Origin of the sequence: Chryseobacterium sp. HR92 (genome assembly GCF_045689405.1) — a bacterium.
Classification (GTDB): domain Bacteria; phylum Bacteroidota; class Bacteroidia; order Flavobacteriales; family Weeksellaceae; genus Chryseobacterium; species Chryseobacterium viscerum_A.
Genome location: NZ_CP139139.1, coordinates 3,832,828 through 3,847,719, shown reverse-complemented (window position 1 = coordinate 3,847,719; position 14,892 = coordinate 3,832,828). Strand labels below are relative to the sequence as shown.

Here is a 14,892-nt window from a genome sequence, read left to right as displayed (position 1 = left end):
GAGCGGTTTTTTATTTTTCAATCAATTGTTGCTGTACCGCAAGATTGATAAGTTCTGTTGAATTCTTTGCCTGAAACTTCTGAAGCAGATTCTTCCGGTGGGTATCTACAGTAAGCGGGCTTAAGAACAGCTCCTCGGCAATCACATTACTTGTTTTCCCTTGCGCTACCATCTGCAGGATCTGCTTTTCTCTTTTGGTAAGCCGTGGTGTTGGCAGATCATGTTGGGAAGGACGGCTGATGATTTGTTTTGTCTCATTGCAGAAAACAATATCTCCGGAAAGAGCACCTTTGATGCATATTACAAGTTCATCAATAGAAGTATTCTTGAGAAGATAGCCGCTTGCCCCATTTTGTATAGACTGCATGATGATGCTCCGTTCAGAGCGGTTACTGAACATAATCACCGAGGTATTCGGAGAAATTTTCTTTATTTCTCTGCATAGTTCTGTTCCGTTGGCATCGGGCAGGGTAATATCAAGGAGGATGATATCTACCATCTGCGATTGAATAAAGCTGATCGTTTCTGTACCGGAAGTAAAACTTCCCGTTACGTTAAAAATAGGCTGGCTGTGTAGCATCATTCTTAGACCTTCGATGACAATAGGATGATCGTCTACGATGATAATATTAATTTTCTCATTCTCCATGGATGTTGAGTTCTATATTAATGGCTGTTCCCTGATCATCTGAATGTATTTCCATTTTTCCTTTCAGATAGCTGACCCGATTTTTCAGATTACGAAGTCCCATACTTTTGGTAGTGTTCTCTATATTTTTATCAAACCCTTTTCCGTTGTCTTCAATCGTGATTAGAAAATTTTCACCAGATTGTGAGCATTGAAGCAAGATGCTGCTGGCTTCTGCATGTTTTATGGCATTGGCTAATAATTCCTGTACAATCCTGTAAATATTCAGCTGAATATTTACAGGTAATGTCTTACTAATATCAATAGCCTGAAAATCAATGTCGAGGTTTTTTCTGCTGTAAAATTCACATAAATCATGTATGGCCGTTTCCAAACCAAAATTAAGCAAAGATTCAGGCATTAAATTTCTTGCTACGTGGCGGAGTTCGCTTACCGAATTGTCCAGCTGACCTAAGATTTTATAAAATTCCTGATCCTTTTCAGGATGCAGGTGATTGGAAGACCATGTAGAAAAATTTATTTTGACCCCTGCGAGCATTCCACCCAGACCATCATGGAGATCTCTTGCAATACGCTCTCTTTCTCTTTCTTCACCATCAAGAATAGCTTTGGTAAGGGATAATTCTTCTTTTTGTTTAATATCCTCTATTTTCTGTTTGTTTATTTTTTTATTTTTTCTGAAAATGATAAAAAGAAAGGCCAGAAGGCTTAATGCTAGCAGTAAAACAAGACCCATTCCCCATAAATAAGAGTTCTTCTTGTTTACTTCCAGATCCTTTTGATTTTTTTCGGCATTTAAAGTCGCTATTTTTCTTTCCTTTTCAGCCGTATTGAATTTGGATTCGAGTTTGTTGATTTCAAGTTTTACATTCTCGGTATTCAGGCTGTCATTAAGTTTAGAATATTTCTGCTCCCATAGCAGTGCTTCTTTGGTATTTCCTGTTTCTTCATTGAGTAAAGAAAGCTGCTTATAAAAAGTCTTCCTGTTGTTAAGATCAATCGCTAAAGACTTTTCCGTTAGAACATCCTCCAGGGTAGTCTTGGCTTCCTTATACCTTTTAAGTTTCTTTAAAATATCATACTTGTTGAAATAAAACATCTGAGCCAGAAGATTCTGATTGAATTTTTTTGCATAAAAAATCCCTTTTTCTATCACCGGGAGTGCTTCTGCATTTTTTTGGCGGGTAATATACAAAAGGGTTTTACTGTAATAATAGAATGCATTGGAGGAAGATTCCGGATAGGGGCTGATGAGTTTTTCTGCTTTATATAAAAACTTTTCAGCTTTATCTCCATTGGCCTGATAGCAGAAATTGTTGGCAGAGTTGAGGTAAGTGAAAAATAATTCGGCAGACTCCGGATATTGTTTTTCAAGAATTTTCAATGCTTTGTTATTATAATCTTCTGCCTTTTTAAACTGTGCATTATAAGTAAGAATCACTGCAAGCTGTGTATATAAGAAACCTAAATTTCTACTGTTTTCATATTTTTCAACCAGGGGAATACTTTTTTCAAGCATGATTTTGACTAAAGGAATATATCCCTCTTTATCTTTTTGGGTAACTCCATAGCTATACCAGGCCAGTGCCTGAAAAAAATCGGATTCTTCATTTTTAAATTTAGATAAAGATTTGATAGCCTGCTGATAAGAAATACCCGCTTTCCTTTTGTTTCTGTCCAGGTTGTATTGTCCTTCGTAATAATAATATTTTGCTGAAAAGAAAGGATTGTTTCGGGCCTGTATCTTCCCATTTTCAAGGTATTTTTTACTCAAAACAGAATCACTGTTTCTATAATAATTAGATAAAAGAAAAAAAGCCGTTGCTTTTGAAGTATCCGGAAGATTTCCCTTTGTAATGCTTTGTAAGCTGTCTATATAAGATTTCTCATTAAGCGGAATGATTTGCTGGGATTGCAATTTAAAAAATAAGAATAGGCTTAGTAGGGCAAGTAATCTCTTCATTATAAATCAAATCTGAAAAATATTTTTTTTAAACGCTCAATTTAATTAAAAATTTTAGCATAAAAAATACCTGAATTTAGGTAGAAAAAATTACTGATTTTTCAGGATTGATAGACATAAGTGATGCTCATAGCTTTGCAGACATCAAATCATTAATCATAGAATATTCAATATAGTAACTAAAATTTAAACAAAAAGATTATGAAAAAAATGAGAATGAATCAACTGTTAAGAGGAGCATTCGTTGCAGTAATAGCAGTAATGCTTATTGGATTTACAGCATCATGCAGTAAAGATGATGATGACAATGTGAATGGAGCAGGAAAAAGTCATAAAGTAGTTTTTAAGGCAATCGCTTCATCAGGCAGTAATATTGATGTAGCGGTGTACGGAATTGACGGTAACCCCACTACAGCATCAAGTCTTAGCGGATCAACGTGGAGCAGCCCTGAGGTGACATCAGAATCGGGAGCATACAGTGCCAATGTTGCAGTAAATGCTATCGGGCCGGATGCTTCTGCTACTTTGAAGGTTCAGATCTGGGTAGACGGAGAGCTTAAGAAAGAAGGAACTTCCAGCGGACAGTATTTATCAGCTTCTGCAAGCTATACATTTTAATATCAAATTTTTAGGACATAAAACAGGCGCTGGGATTCATCTCTGCGCCTGTTTTTATATTTACTATGGTATTAAGATTAATCTACCTTAACAATAAAGTAGCTTTTCTTACCTTTTTGCAGCAATAAGAATTTACCGTCAATAAGATCAGTTTCATTAGCCGTAAAAGTATCATTTACTTTTTGCTTGTTGACAGAGATCGCATTTCCTTTAATCTCTCTTTGTGCTTCGCTCTTAGATTTTAAGAAACCTGATTTTTCAGAAAGAAGATCTACAATATTTACCCCTAAAACATCAGCTTTTGCAATTTCTTTCTGAGGAACCCCGTCAAAAACTTCAAGGAATATTTCCTCATCAAGGCTTACCAGATCTTCAGCAGTAGAACGTCCGAAAAGAATTTCGGAAGCCTTCAGTGCCTTTTCATATTCTTCTCTTCCATGTACCCAAACTGTTACCTCTTCAGCAAGTCTCTTTTGCAGCTTTCTTTCGTGTGCAGCTGTTTTATGCTCTTCAATCAAAGCTTCAATTTCTTCTTTTCCAAGGAAAGTGTAAAACTTGATGAATCTTTCAGCATCATCATCAGTAGCATTCAGCCAGAACTGGTAGAATTTGTAAGGAGATGTTTTCTTTTTGTCAAGCCAATAGTTTTCTCCGCTTTCAGACTTTCCGAATTTAGAACCGTCAGCTTTTGTTATCAAAGGAACCGTTAATGCAAAGGCTTCTCCCTGAGCTTTTCTACGGATCAATTCTGTTCCTGTAGTGATATTTCCCCACTGGTCAGAACCTCCCATCTGTAATTTTACATTGTTGTTTTGGTACAAGTGAAGGAAATCATATCCCTGAATTAACTGGTAGGTGAACTCTGTAAAACTCATTCCATCAACACCTGCGTCTCCGGAAAGTCTTTTCTTTACTGAATCTTTAGCCATCATATAGTTGACGGTAATATTTTTCCCGACATTTTTAGCAAAATCAAGGAAAGAAATATTCTTCATCCAGTCATAGTTGTTCACCAATTCCGCTTTATTGGGTTCATTTCCATCAAAATTCAAGAATTTTGAAAGTTGGTTCTTTAAACAGTCAACATAGTGTAAAAGAGTTTCTTCATCCAGTAGATTTCTTTCAGCTGATTTCCCGGAAGGGTCTCCAATCATTCCTGTAGCACCTCCTACCAAAGCAATCGGCTTATGGCCATGCTGCTGGAAGTGAGCTAAAATTTTTATCTGGATAAGGCTTCCGATATGTAAAGAATCGGCAGTAGGATCAAAACCAATATATGCAGTAGTTACCTCTTTATTCAGTTGTTCATCGGTTCCTGGCATCATATCGGCAAACAGACCACGCCATTTCAGTTCTTCTATAAAGGAATTCATTGATTGTTAACTTTAAAATTTTAAGAGGCAAAGATAGTAAATTCAGAAGGAAGAGAAAAAGCAGAAACCGCAAATAAGCAAATTCGTGGAAACCTGAAAATGCTTTGATGAGAACTTTGCAAGCAGAAGCAGATTCGCTGTTTTCCCTTTTGCAATTATGCCCCAAATACGCTATATTTGTTATTAATGAATGACGAACAGCTATTCCTGCTCATACAGAAGGCCAAGGATAAAGATCAGAAGGCCCAGACTAAACTCATCAACGTTTTTTGGGTGGATGTTTTCTCCTTTGTCATGAAAAAGGTAAGAGATGAAAACGATGCCGATGAAATCACCGTAAATGTTTTTTCAAAAGTATTGTCTAAACTCGATATGTTTGATCCTCATTTTCAGTTTAAAACCTGGATTCTCACTATTGCTCAAAATACTGTTATCGATTTCTGGAGAAAAAAGAACCGGGAGAATGAAGATGCTGTTGAAAATCTTGATGAAGTTAAAAATCAATATGCAAAGTCTCCGGAAGAACTTTTGATTTCGGAAGAAGAGCAGAAGAAAATCATCAAAACCATAGAATCTCTGGATGCCAACTATCAGGATATTATCAAGTTGAGGTTTTTTGAAGAAAAAAGCATCAAAGAAATTGCTGAAGAACTGGGAATTTCTGTAGCTAATACCAAAGTAAGGGTCATGCGTGCTAAAAAAGTCTTAGCCGAACTGTTGAAGAATAATGAGTTTGATGATCATTAAGCCTATAAATCAATACAGGATATTCAATAGAAACGGGCTTTAGCCCGTTTGCTAAAAAAATAAAATTCAATTGGCTTTAGCCAAAACTTAAATTTTAAAACCTTTATTTAAAAATAAACTTCTTCTTTTGTTTTCGGAAGAACTATTTTTTGCTGTTTTTCCTGATTTCTGTTTTGCAGATTAATCTTTAGTCCTTTTTTAATATAGGTTTCCTTCAAAGATTTACCATGTTCAGCTGTATTTTCCACCTCTTTTGTATAGTTCAACTGCCCTGTTGAAAGGTTGAAATCTATATCCTTCCAGTAATCTCCAGGTCTTCCTGAAGTTGAGGAGGTTCCTATGAGTTCAAAGTGTCCGTTCTGAAATCTATATTTGTCTGTAACATCCCACTTCCAGCTGCTTCCGCCATTTTGAGAAATGATCAGAATGCCTTTTTCTATTTTAGTTTCTCCGTAAGGATCACCCATCATACCGCCGGCACTGCTTTCCATAACCGCGTTTCTTGATTTTTCAAGAATTGTCCATTTTCCACTGATTTTTTTCAGAATTTGAATTTCACGGATTTTTCCCAGCTCACCCTCATCTTTTGTCGTGTAGATGATTACTTTTTCAGGAATTTTATCACCATCAAGATCTCCGTCTACTGTTTCGAGAAGGGTAGAACCTGCCGGCTGGAATTGTTTTTGAGCAAGGCAAAATGTTCCACATACTGCGAATAAAAGAAAGACTATTTTTCTCATAGAAATATTTTGAAGAGATAAATATACAAATGAAATTTTGAATTATCAGTTTCATCAATATCTCCGGTTGATGGTTTCCATTAAAAAATTCTTAACTTTGAACTTCAATTTTAGAAATGGAAAATTCAGTTCAAGACACTACCGTTCAAAAACCAAAATGGATCCGCGTAAAACTTCCTACCGGAAAGAATTACAGAGAGCTGAGAACTTTGGTTGATAAATATAAATTAAATACAATCTGCCAAAGCGGAAGCTGCCCGAATATGGGAGAATGCTGGGGTGAAGGTACAGCTACTTTCATGATTTTAGGAAATATCTGTACAAGAAGCTGTGGATTCTGTGGCGTAAAAACAGGAAAACCCCTTGATGTAAATTGGGATGAACCTGAAAAAGTAGCAAGATCAATCAAATTAATGAAGATCAAACATGCCGTTCTTACTTCTGTAGACCGCGACGATCTGAAAGATATGGGATCTATCCTTTGGGGAGAAACAGTGAATGCTGTAAGAAGAATCTCTCCGGGAACTACGATGGAAACTCTGATTCCTGATTTCCAGGGTATCACAAAACATCTTGACAGACTGGTAGAAGTAGCTCCGGAAGTGATTTCTCACAACATGGAAACTGTAAAACGTCTTACCAGAGAAGTGAGAATTCAGGCGAAATATGAAAGAAGCCTTGAAGTATTAAGATACCTGAAAGAAGCCGGACAAAGAAGAACCAAAACGGGTGTAATGCTTGGATTAGGTGAAACCAAAGATGAGGTTTTCCAGACTATCGAAGATATCAGAAACGCTAATGTAGATGTTATTACTCTTGGACAATATCTGCAGCCAACTAAAAAACATCTTCCTGTAAAAAAATTCATCACTCCTGAAGAATTTGATGAATTCGGAGATTTTGCAAGAAGTTTAGGTTTCAGACATGTTGAAAGTTCTCCTCTTGTAAGAAGTTCTTACCACGCAGAAAAACATATTCATTAAAATATAAACCGTTCAGCAATGAGCGGTTTTTGTTTTTAGAAGGAAGAAGGTTGCAGATGGGAGATAGCAGGTTGTAGGGATTAGGGATTAGGGATTAGGGATTAGGGAGTTGAAAAAATTCCATTTACAATAACGGCTGCCATCATTCCCCTCCTCCGGAGGGGTGGCAAAAATTCAAAGAATTTTTGACGGGGTGGTTTACCACATTCCACATCTTACGTTCCAGACTTTATTTCCTATTTATTACAAGCCGATTCCTTTGTGATCACACCAATCCGGCCATTGATTTCAATCGGTTTAAAATGTTTCTTCTTAAATTCAGAAGGGGTTTCTCCCGTATGCTGTTTGAATAGTTTATTAAAATAAGAAAGACTTTCAAATCCTACCTGAAAACAAACTTCGGTCACAGAATAATCTTTCAACAGGAATATTTTAGCCTGATTGATCCTGTAATTATTAACAAAGTCTGTAAAGGTCATATTCGTCTGCTTCTTAAAATAACGGCAGAAGGCAGGAGTACTCAGGCTTACAATTTTTGCAATTTCGTTGACATTGGGCTTCCTGTCATAATTTTCATGGATATAGTCGTAGATAGTTCCCATTCTGATTTTATCATTCAAAAACCATTTGATTCTGGTATCTTCTTTATTGAGTTCTTTTACCTCAGTAGAATCGGCTAGGATCTGTAGAATTTCAATTAATCCTACCAATGATTCAAAAGAGTTTTTATCTTTAATGACCTGTAGTTTTTCAACTACTGTATTTTTGGTTTCTCCGGAAAATGAAAGCCCAAGATATGAACGTTCCAAAAGATTTTTAATATTTTCAAATTCCGGGACAGGAAGAATAATATCCTGAAGGAAGCTTTCCCGCATCTGCAACACAAGCTGTTGACACTCTGTTTGAATACCATAATCAAAATTAAGGTGGGGAACATTAGATCCAATCAATAAAAGATCACTGTCTGTAAAGGCAGAAATATCTTTCCCTACATGCCGGATTCCGTTCACCGCTTCTACATATACCAGTTCTATTTCCGGATGATAATGCCAGAAAAAACAGTTTTTCAGAGAAGGGGCAAATAGTTTGAACGATTTCCCTTTTTCAAATTCAATAATTTCCTTCTGGATTTTCATCTTGTTCTCATTTGATTGTTTCTGAATATAAAATTAAATAAAAAGGTTAATATGGAGCAAATTTTTATCATTCAAAGAGGAGTGAAATTCAAACTTTCTTTCGATTTTTGCACTTTCAAAATGAAGACACTCAGGTATTTTTAATTTGAAAGAAATTAATTCAGAAAAAAGATTTAGATACAATGAAGATTGATAAAAGAATAATACCACTGGCTATAGGTGGTTTGGGAATAGGAACTACGGAATTTACCGTGATGGGACTGTTGCCGGATATTGCAAAAACATTACAGATCACAATCCCGCAGGCCGGGCATTTAATTTCTGCTTATGCTATGGGAGTCGTTATCGGAGCTCCGATTCTGATCGGATACTCAGTAAAATTTCCTCCGAAGAAAGTTTTGATAGCTTTTATGATCCTTTTTACAATATTTAACGGACTTTCTGCTATTGCTCCCGATTATAACAGCATGCTGATTATTCGTTTTCTGTCCGGGCTTCCTCATGGAGCATTCTTTGGAGTAGGAACAGTAGTCGCTTCAAAAATGGCAGGAAAAGGGAAAGAAGCATTTTATATATCGATGATGTTTACGGGGCTCACGGTCGCCAATCTGGCTATGGTTCCACTGGTCACTTATATTGGGCATACATTTCACTGGAGACTGTACTTTGCTATCGTAGCGGCGATTGGTCTTTTTGCCATATTATTTCTGAAACTGTGGCTTCCTGCAATGGAATCCAACCAAAATACACACTTCCTGGAAGAACTGAAATTCCTTAAAAATAAACAGTCGTGGCTGGTTCTTGCCATTACAGCGATAGGGTTTGGAGGTCTTTTCACATGGTTAAGCTATATTACACCATTGATGACCGTTGTTGCCGGAATTAAGAGCAGCCAGATGGCCTATGTGATGGTTCTTGCCGGAGCCGGAATGGTAGTTGGAAATCTGGTGGGAGGTATTGTTTCAGATAAATTAGGACCTGAAAAAACCTGTGCTCTTCTCATTTTCCTGATGATGATTTCTCTTGGAGGTGTTTTCTTCCTTGCAGAATATAAAAATATTGCTCTGGTACTCACCTTTATGTGTGGTGCTTTATCCATGTCTATTGCATCACCTATCAATATTATGATGATGAAAGCCGCTCCAAAAAGCGAAATGATGGCCGCTGCTTTTATGCAGGCTGGTTTTAATATTGCCAATGCAATGGGAGCTTTCCTGGGGGGAATTCCTCTGGAATATGGCTATTCATTCAACTATCCATCGCTGGTAGGTGTAGGGATGACTTTTATAGGAGTGGTGATAAGTATAAGATATATATACCTGTACGGTTCAAAAACTCAAAATGAAGAAGAAGTGGCTGCTGAATGTGTATCATGTGATAAATAAATGAGCCATAGTTAAAAATAAAATCGCCTGTTTCAGTGAAACAGGCGATTTTTTATAAGATAAGTTTTATGCCTCCACTTCATCTCCATTTTTGCACCAGTAGAGGGCATTGTATAAATTTTCTTTGGGGAAAGATTTAAACTCTCCCGGCATCAGAACACTGAAAATACTGGTAAAATCACGTATACCCTCTTTGTCAGTAACAATGGCTGACCGATTCCAATTGGTAAGATTTTTCAATCCTAACAGCAAATCTTCGAGCCATGCACCCATGGTAAAATTATCCAGATCGGTATCCAAATACAATAAATAATTCAGCTCACCGAATTGCTCTACCTTCTCTTTTACACGCGGAATAACCAGTCTTTCAAAATCCTCTTTCGTTACTTCTCCCGTTGCATTGAATGCTGCAACATTTTCCGGGGCTTCTGGAATAATTGTTATCATAATAAATATTTTATGGTGGTTTGAGTTTAAAAGAACTACAATAATTAAACCAGAATTTGATGAAAAATTGTTAAAAAAGGTATAAATATTGTTACTTTCAACATAAAATATTAATATGGATCTCAAATCAAATGAACCTTTCTGGCTTTTAAAAAATGGGTTAATGGCATCTTATCCGTCTTTAAAATCAAATGAAAAATGTGATGTTCTTGTGGTGGGAGGCGGTATTACAGGAAGTCTGATAGCCCATCAGATGATAGAAGACGGGTATGATACAATCCTTATTGATAAAAGAGAGCTTTGTAATGGAAGCACTTCTGCTACCACTTCAATGCTGCAGTACGAAATAGATGTTCCTCTTTATGAGCTGATAGAAAAAATAGGTGAGAAAGGAGCTGTCTTAAGCTATAAAGCCTGCAGTGATGCGATTGATTCGATAGAAAAACTTACAAAATTGATCAAGTCCAAAGCAGGTTTTAAACGAAAAAAGTCTTTGTATTTTGCTTCAAAAAAGAAAGATTCAGAATGGCTGAAGAAAGAATATAAAGCGAGAAAACAAAACGGATTTGAAGTACAATGGCTGGAAGCAGAGCATATTCTGGAAAAATTTGAATTTGAGAATGCATACGGCGGAATATTATCCAGGCAGGGAGCCAGTATTGATGCTTTTCAGTTTGCTCATGAACTTTTTATGCATAATGTAAAGAAAGGATTGAAGGTATTTGATAAGACTGAAATGATAAAAGTAGTTGAACATAAAGGTTTTAATCTGGTTACCATAAACAGTGGATTTCAGATCAAGGCAAAAAAGATCATTTACTGCATTGGTTATGAAAGTAAAAACCTGCTGAAAGAAAACTTTGTTAATCTCAAAAGTACCTATGCCGTCGTTTCTGAAATAGACAAAGACAAGTTTAAAAATATCAGCAGTACACTGGTCTGGAATACCGATGATCCTTATCTCTACATGCGGACTACCGATGATGGAAGAATTCTTATCGGAGGAGGAGACGAAGATTTTTATGGCGCTGAAAAACGGGACGCGCTCCTCAATAAAAAAGAAAAAGAGATCCTTAAAAATCTAAAAAAAATAAAACCTGATTATCATTTTTATACGGATTTCACATGGGCTGGAACTTTTGGCGAAACGAAAGATGGTTTACCTTATATCAGCAAACATGAAAAGTTTAAAAACTCTTATTTCGTATTGGGCTTCGGAGGAAACGGAATTACTTTTTCAGTAACAGGGATGGAGATGGCTTCTCTATTTATGAAGAACAAAAAACATCCATTATCAAGGTATTTTAAATTTGGGAGATAAATTTGTGCTTCATTTTAAACTTCAGATTCTGCAGATATCTTGTACACAAAAGTTTATTTAGATTCCTACGGAATGACAAACTACCTGGATAAAACGCTGTTCCAATTGTGTCATTCCGCAGGAATCCTACTTGAATTACTTAAAGAAATGTAGTAAAAGATACTTTGACAAATACTTCGATAGAAAGGGCTCAATTCTCCTCCTCTGGAGGGGTGGCAAAAATTCAAAGAATTTTTGCCGGGGTGGTTAGAAAAAAACAGGCAGTCACAAAAAGACTGCCTGTTCAACTACAAACTATACCCATTCTTTTTTGCAAGTTCAAGAATAGAACTTTCAATGGCTTTTCCAAGATCGTCAGAATCATCAGTTCCACGTTTCTTCATTTCTCCATCAATATAGGACTGCCGTTTTTTGGAAAGCTCTTCAATTTCTTTCTGAATTTTATCACGAGCAGCAGATTTTGCCGTAATCGTTTTCTGAATTTCTTCCTTGCTTTTTCCTTTCAGCTCGGCAGGAAGTTCACTTTCTTTTACATTAGCAATAAATCTGGCATCCTTTTCCGCTTTATCTACCAGATCCCAGTGATCATTTTTGTAAGCATTCTTTTTAGATTTTGCCACGGCTCTTTCCACTAAATTGGATGCTGACTGCATTTCTGCATTTTTATCTTGTGTGATCTGCTTTAATCTGTATTCCGAACCATGATTTCCGTAATAGATATACGTATCATTCAGCTTTGCATTGCATTCGGAAATTCTGATATCGTAAGGAGTTTCAATATAGATTACTTTTCTGTCACTATCGATATTGAAATACTTCCCACCTCCCAATGATGCTCCGTTTTGCCAGAAAGTCTGGATTCCTTCTTCCCGGCTTCCACAGAAAATGGTGTTGGTATAAATATTTTTATCCTTTGCTTTTGAAACCACGTCTTTATAATTTATTTTTCCCTGATCGAATGCTTCATTCCCGGCAATATAAATCAGCTTCATACTTTTATCATTGCTGTCCCAGTTCAGGTTGGCAGAAGCATCACGAATAACAGCACCGCAATATTCACTGCCTCCATTGGTTCTTAATGCAAACAATTTTTCGGAAATGAGATCAAGGTCCTGAGTGAGAGGAGCAACCTGACGGATATAATTTTCATCACGGATTCCGTCGTTTCCATATTCATACAGGGCAATTTCAATCTGGGGAGCTTTTCCGTTGTACCTTAGAGTTGTCAAAGTATTCACAATATTCCAGAGTCTCGATTTTGCCTGATCAATCAGCCCGTCCATACTATTGGAAGTATCCAGTAAAAGAGCAACCTGAATTTTATTGTCCTTTAAAGTTGAACTGGCCGGAACTAATGCTGTTTTCTGTATAGATAAATGGCTGTCAACATTATTTTGTGTAGAGCGGTTGTCCGGAATATTACCAGAGCTTAAAAAAGCTGTACCCGCTGCAAGTGCTAAGATTTTTAAAGTTGTCATATTGTTATTTTTTATAAGTTGTCTGCTGTAATTAGGTAATAGGATTTCAATGTTTATTATTTTGAATTCCTAAAGTAAAATTATCCCTATTTATGGCTGTAAACTGGGAAACTTGGTGAATCAGTAGTTTGACTTGGTGAACTTGGCAGCACGCAAAAAAAGACAGCTCCAGAGGAGCTGTCTTTTTTTAATCTGTTATTTTAAAGGATTTCGTATTTGGTTTTGATGCTGTATTTCAGCTTGATATTTTCAATATTATCAAAAGAATAATCTACCGGAGCATCAGCCATTTCCAACTGAATATTGCTTGCTCTTCCTTTGTAAGCTGCTGGCATAATCATATCACTGGTGTAATCTTCTATCTCTACAATCTCAAGAGCATTTCCTGTCTTTTTACCCATGCTTTCCAATAAATAATCTGCCTTTTCTTTAGCGGCTTTCAAAGCATTGATCTTAACTGCTTTTCTGAAATCTGCAATTTTAGTACTCTTTACCTCTGTAATGTTCAGGCTGCTTACCCATTTTTGGTTCAGGTCTTCAAAAATTTTGCTAAGACTTGATTTTGTGCTGGCTTTAAACTGATAGTTCTTAGAAAACTTAGCTGTTTTAGAATAAATATTCTGATACATAGATTTGAACTTGATGTCTTCATTCTTTACTCCTGCATTCTTTAAAGTTTCAAATAACTTCTTCTCATTATCTGCCAGATCATTTTTGTTATCTGCTTTTATTCCGATGCTGAAGATAATTTCATCCGGTTCTACTTCCATTTCGGCAACACCTGTTACCTCAATTGCATTTTTCTTTACTTCCTGAGCATTTACAAAGCTTCCAAGGGTTAAAATTCCGATTAATAAAAAATGTTTCAATTTCATAATTTCCTGTTTTTAAATTTTTAATTACTGATGTAAAATTACACAGTTCAGTTACCGGATTCCGGAAGACTTGGTGAAATGGAGCTTTCACTTGGTGAGCCTTTGTAAAAAGAAGAATGAGGTAAAAAAGACTTTTTTAAACTGTTAGATTTTTTAAGCTATTAAGATGATGAAGAGATGTTTTTACTTTATTTCTCTTTATTCTTTTTCAGATCATATTTTACGTTGAGGTTCATGATATATTGTATGCCCACTTCAGGATCAGAATTATTGATGACCTTATCAAAATCGATATAATCTGTACCGTCATAATAAAAGGTTTTTGACTTTCTCTCTTCCTTCTTTACATACCTGGTGTCATATCCATAGGTGACATTCGCACTTTCAAAAGCTGTATAATTTTGATATTGACTTTTAGGGAAAACATATGTAAAACCGGATGTAGCTGTAGGGTTTCCGATAATTTCCTTTTTAAACATTTTAAAATAGTTTCCTTTCTTTTTGTCAAAAACAGAATATGCTTCCTTGAGTAGATCTTCCTGAATTTTATCAATATCATTGCTGATATAGTCTACTTTGATAACGTCATAAATCTGGAAATCGGAAGCTTCAGAGATCAGCTTTTCAATCATTGAGTGCTTGTTTACTGTAATAATGATATTTTTCTTAGTTTCAAATCCATCCATTTTCTGGGTGGTTACCTGTGAGTCTTTATTGATGTTGTAATCATAGACTTTCGTTTGTGAAATAAAATCCACAAAAATATCATCAGTTTTGATTCCCATTGAAGATATCCTTTTGATAAAACCATTGATTCTCTTATTGATATTCTCCAGTGCAATTTTTGGAGTGTCAGCTTCCTCATTCAGTCCGAGTGTGATTTTGTAACGGTCTGCAGGCTTGTTCATCAATATTTTTACATTAACAATCAGTGTAGAGTCGTTGGTGAAATAACTATTGGTATTGTTAAATTCAGTGAGATTTCTGGGAGCGGAATAATCGGCGTTATTTCTGTCTTTGTAGATTTGGTTTCCTCCAACCTGTGCTTTTGAAAGATTAAAAAAAGATGCAGTGATGATACAAAATGTAAATGTTAGTTTTTTCATGATTTTTAAATTTGAATTATTTTGCCTCAAACTTAGCCTTACGGTCACAGTATCAGAGACTCAACTTGGTG

Annotated in this window: 14 protein-coding genes; 5 read left to right on the top strand and 9 right to left on the bottom strand. The window is 36.0% G+C overall.

What is annotated here, in order from left to right; all coding sequences use genetic code 11:
- Window positions 1-10: 10 nt before the first annotated feature.
- Together SFA27_RS17310 and SFA27_RS17305 are read right to left on the bottom strand one after the other, a co-directional pair.
- Window positions 11-649, bottom strand: coding sequence for a response regulator (locus SFA27_RS17310; protein WP_407293883.1), 639 nt, complete (start codon window positions 647-649; stop codon window positions 11-13).
- Entirely contained in the window at window positions 639-2,612 is a 1,974-nt protein-coding gene (locus SFA27_RS17305) for an ATP-binding protein (RefSeq protein ID WP_407293880.1), read from the bottom strand. The genes SFA27_RS17310 and SFA27_RS17305 overlap by 11 nt, the downstream gene beginning before the upstream one ends.
- Before the next feature lie 216 nt (window positions 2,613-2,828).
- Here SFA27_RS17305 and SFA27_RS17300 point away from each other — a divergent pair, with 216 nt between their 5' ends.
- Window positions 2,829-3,230 (top strand): hypothetical protein, encoded by a 402-nt coding sequence (locus tag SFA27_RS17300; protein ID WP_407293877.1) that lies wholly within the window; start codon window positions 2,829-2,831, stop codon window positions 3,228-3,230.
- Window positions 3,231-3,307: 77 nt separating this feature from the next.
- Here the strand turns inward: SFA27_RS17300 and tyrS are convergent, their stop codons facing one another.
- On the bottom strand, window positions 3,308-4,603 hold the full coding sequence (gene tyrS / locus SFA27_RS17295; protein ID WP_407293876.1) for a tyrosine--tRNA ligase: 1,296 nt from the start codon (window positions 4,601-4,603) through the stop codon (window positions 3,308-3,310).
- A gap of 186 nt (window positions 4,604-4,789) precedes the next feature.
- Here tyrS and SFA27_RS17290 point away from each other — a divergent pair, with 186 nt between their 5' ends.
- Complete coding sequence (locus SFA27_RS17290; RefSeq protein WP_047377164.1) at window positions 4,790-5,350, top strand: RNA polymerase sigma factor; 561 nt, start codon at window positions 4,790-4,792, stop codon at window positions 5,348-5,350.
- A gap of 107 nt (window positions 5,351-5,457) precedes the next feature.
- Here the strand turns inward: SFA27_RS17290 and SFA27_RS17285 are convergent, their stop codons facing one another.
- Window positions 5,458-6,090, bottom strand: a complete 633-nt coding sequence (locus tag SFA27_RS17285; RefSeq protein WP_047377163.1) for a hypothetical protein — start codon at window positions 6,088-6,090, stop codon at window positions 5,458-5,460.
- A gap of 116 nt (window positions 6,091-6,206) precedes the next feature.
- On the opposite strand from SFA27_RS17285, the gene lipA reads away from it, so the two are divergent.
- Window positions 6,207-7,073 (top strand): lipoyl synthase, encoded by an 867-nt coding sequence (gene lipA / locus SFA27_RS17280; RefSeq protein ID WP_002981042.1) that lies wholly within the window; start codon window positions 6,207-6,209, stop codon window positions 7,071-7,073.
- Window positions 7,074-7,309: 236 nt separating this feature from the next.
- On the opposite strand, the gene SFA27_RS17275 is transcribed toward lipA, so the two are convergent.
- The gene (locus SFA27_RS17275) at window positions 7,310-8,209 is read right to left on the bottom strand and encodes an AraC family transcriptional regulator (protein WP_047377161.1); all 900 of its coding nucleotides are present in this window, start codon (window positions 8,207-8,209) and stop codon (window positions 7,310-7,312) included.
- 182 nt (window positions 8,210-8,391) lie between these two features.
- On the opposite strand from SFA27_RS17275, the gene SFA27_RS17270 reads away from it, so the two are divergent.
- Window positions 8,392-9,594 (top strand): MFS transporter, encoded by a 1,203-nt coding sequence (locus SFA27_RS17270; protein ID WP_156118415.1) that lies wholly within the window; start codon window positions 8,392-8,394, stop codon window positions 9,592-9,594.
- Between the two features lie 66 nt (window positions 9,595-9,660).
- Here SFA27_RS17270 and SFA27_RS17265 read toward each other — a convergent pair whose 3' ends face one another.
- On the bottom strand, window positions 9,661-10,041 hold the full coding sequence (locus tag SFA27_RS17265) for an STAS/SEC14 domain-containing protein (protein WP_047377160.1): 381 nt from the start codon (window positions 10,039-10,041) through the stop codon (window positions 9,661-9,663).
- Window positions 10,042-10,156: 115 nt separating this feature from the next.
- On the opposite strand from SFA27_RS17265, the gene SFA27_RS17260 reads away from it, so the two are divergent.
- The gene (locus SFA27_RS17260; protein WP_407293872.1) at window positions 10,157-11,362 is read left to right on the top strand and encodes an NAD(P)/FAD-dependent oxidoreductase; all 1,206 of its coding nucleotides are present in this window, start codon (window positions 10,157-10,159) and stop codon (window positions 11,360-11,362) included.
- 287 nt (window positions 11,363-11,649) lie between these two features.
- Here the strand turns inward: SFA27_RS17260 and SFA27_RS17255 are convergent, their stop codons facing one another.
- The 3 genes from SFA27_RS17255 to SFA27_RS17245 all read right to left on the bottom strand — a co-directional run bounded on the left by SFA27_RS17255 (window position 11,650) and on the right by SFA27_RS17245 (window position 14,821).
- A complete protein-coding gene (locus tag SFA27_RS17255) occupies window positions 11,650-12,840 on the bottom strand; it encodes a vWA domain-containing protein (protein ID WP_407293869.1) in 1,191 nt (396 codons plus the stop codon).
- A gap of 200 nt (window positions 12,841-13,040) precedes the next feature.
- Window positions 13,041-13,715 (bottom strand): SIMPL domain-containing protein, encoded by a 675-nt coding sequence (locus SFA27_RS17250; RefSeq protein WP_407293866.1) that lies wholly within the window; start codon window positions 13,713-13,715, stop codon window positions 13,041-13,043.
- Between the two features lie 188 nt (window positions 13,716-13,903).
- Window positions 13,904-14,821, bottom strand: a complete 918-nt coding sequence (locus SFA27_RS17245; protein WP_407293864.1) for an SIMPL domain-containing protein — start codon at window positions 14,819-14,821, stop codon at window positions 13,904-13,906.
- Window positions 14,822-14,892 lie beyond the last annotated feature (71 nt).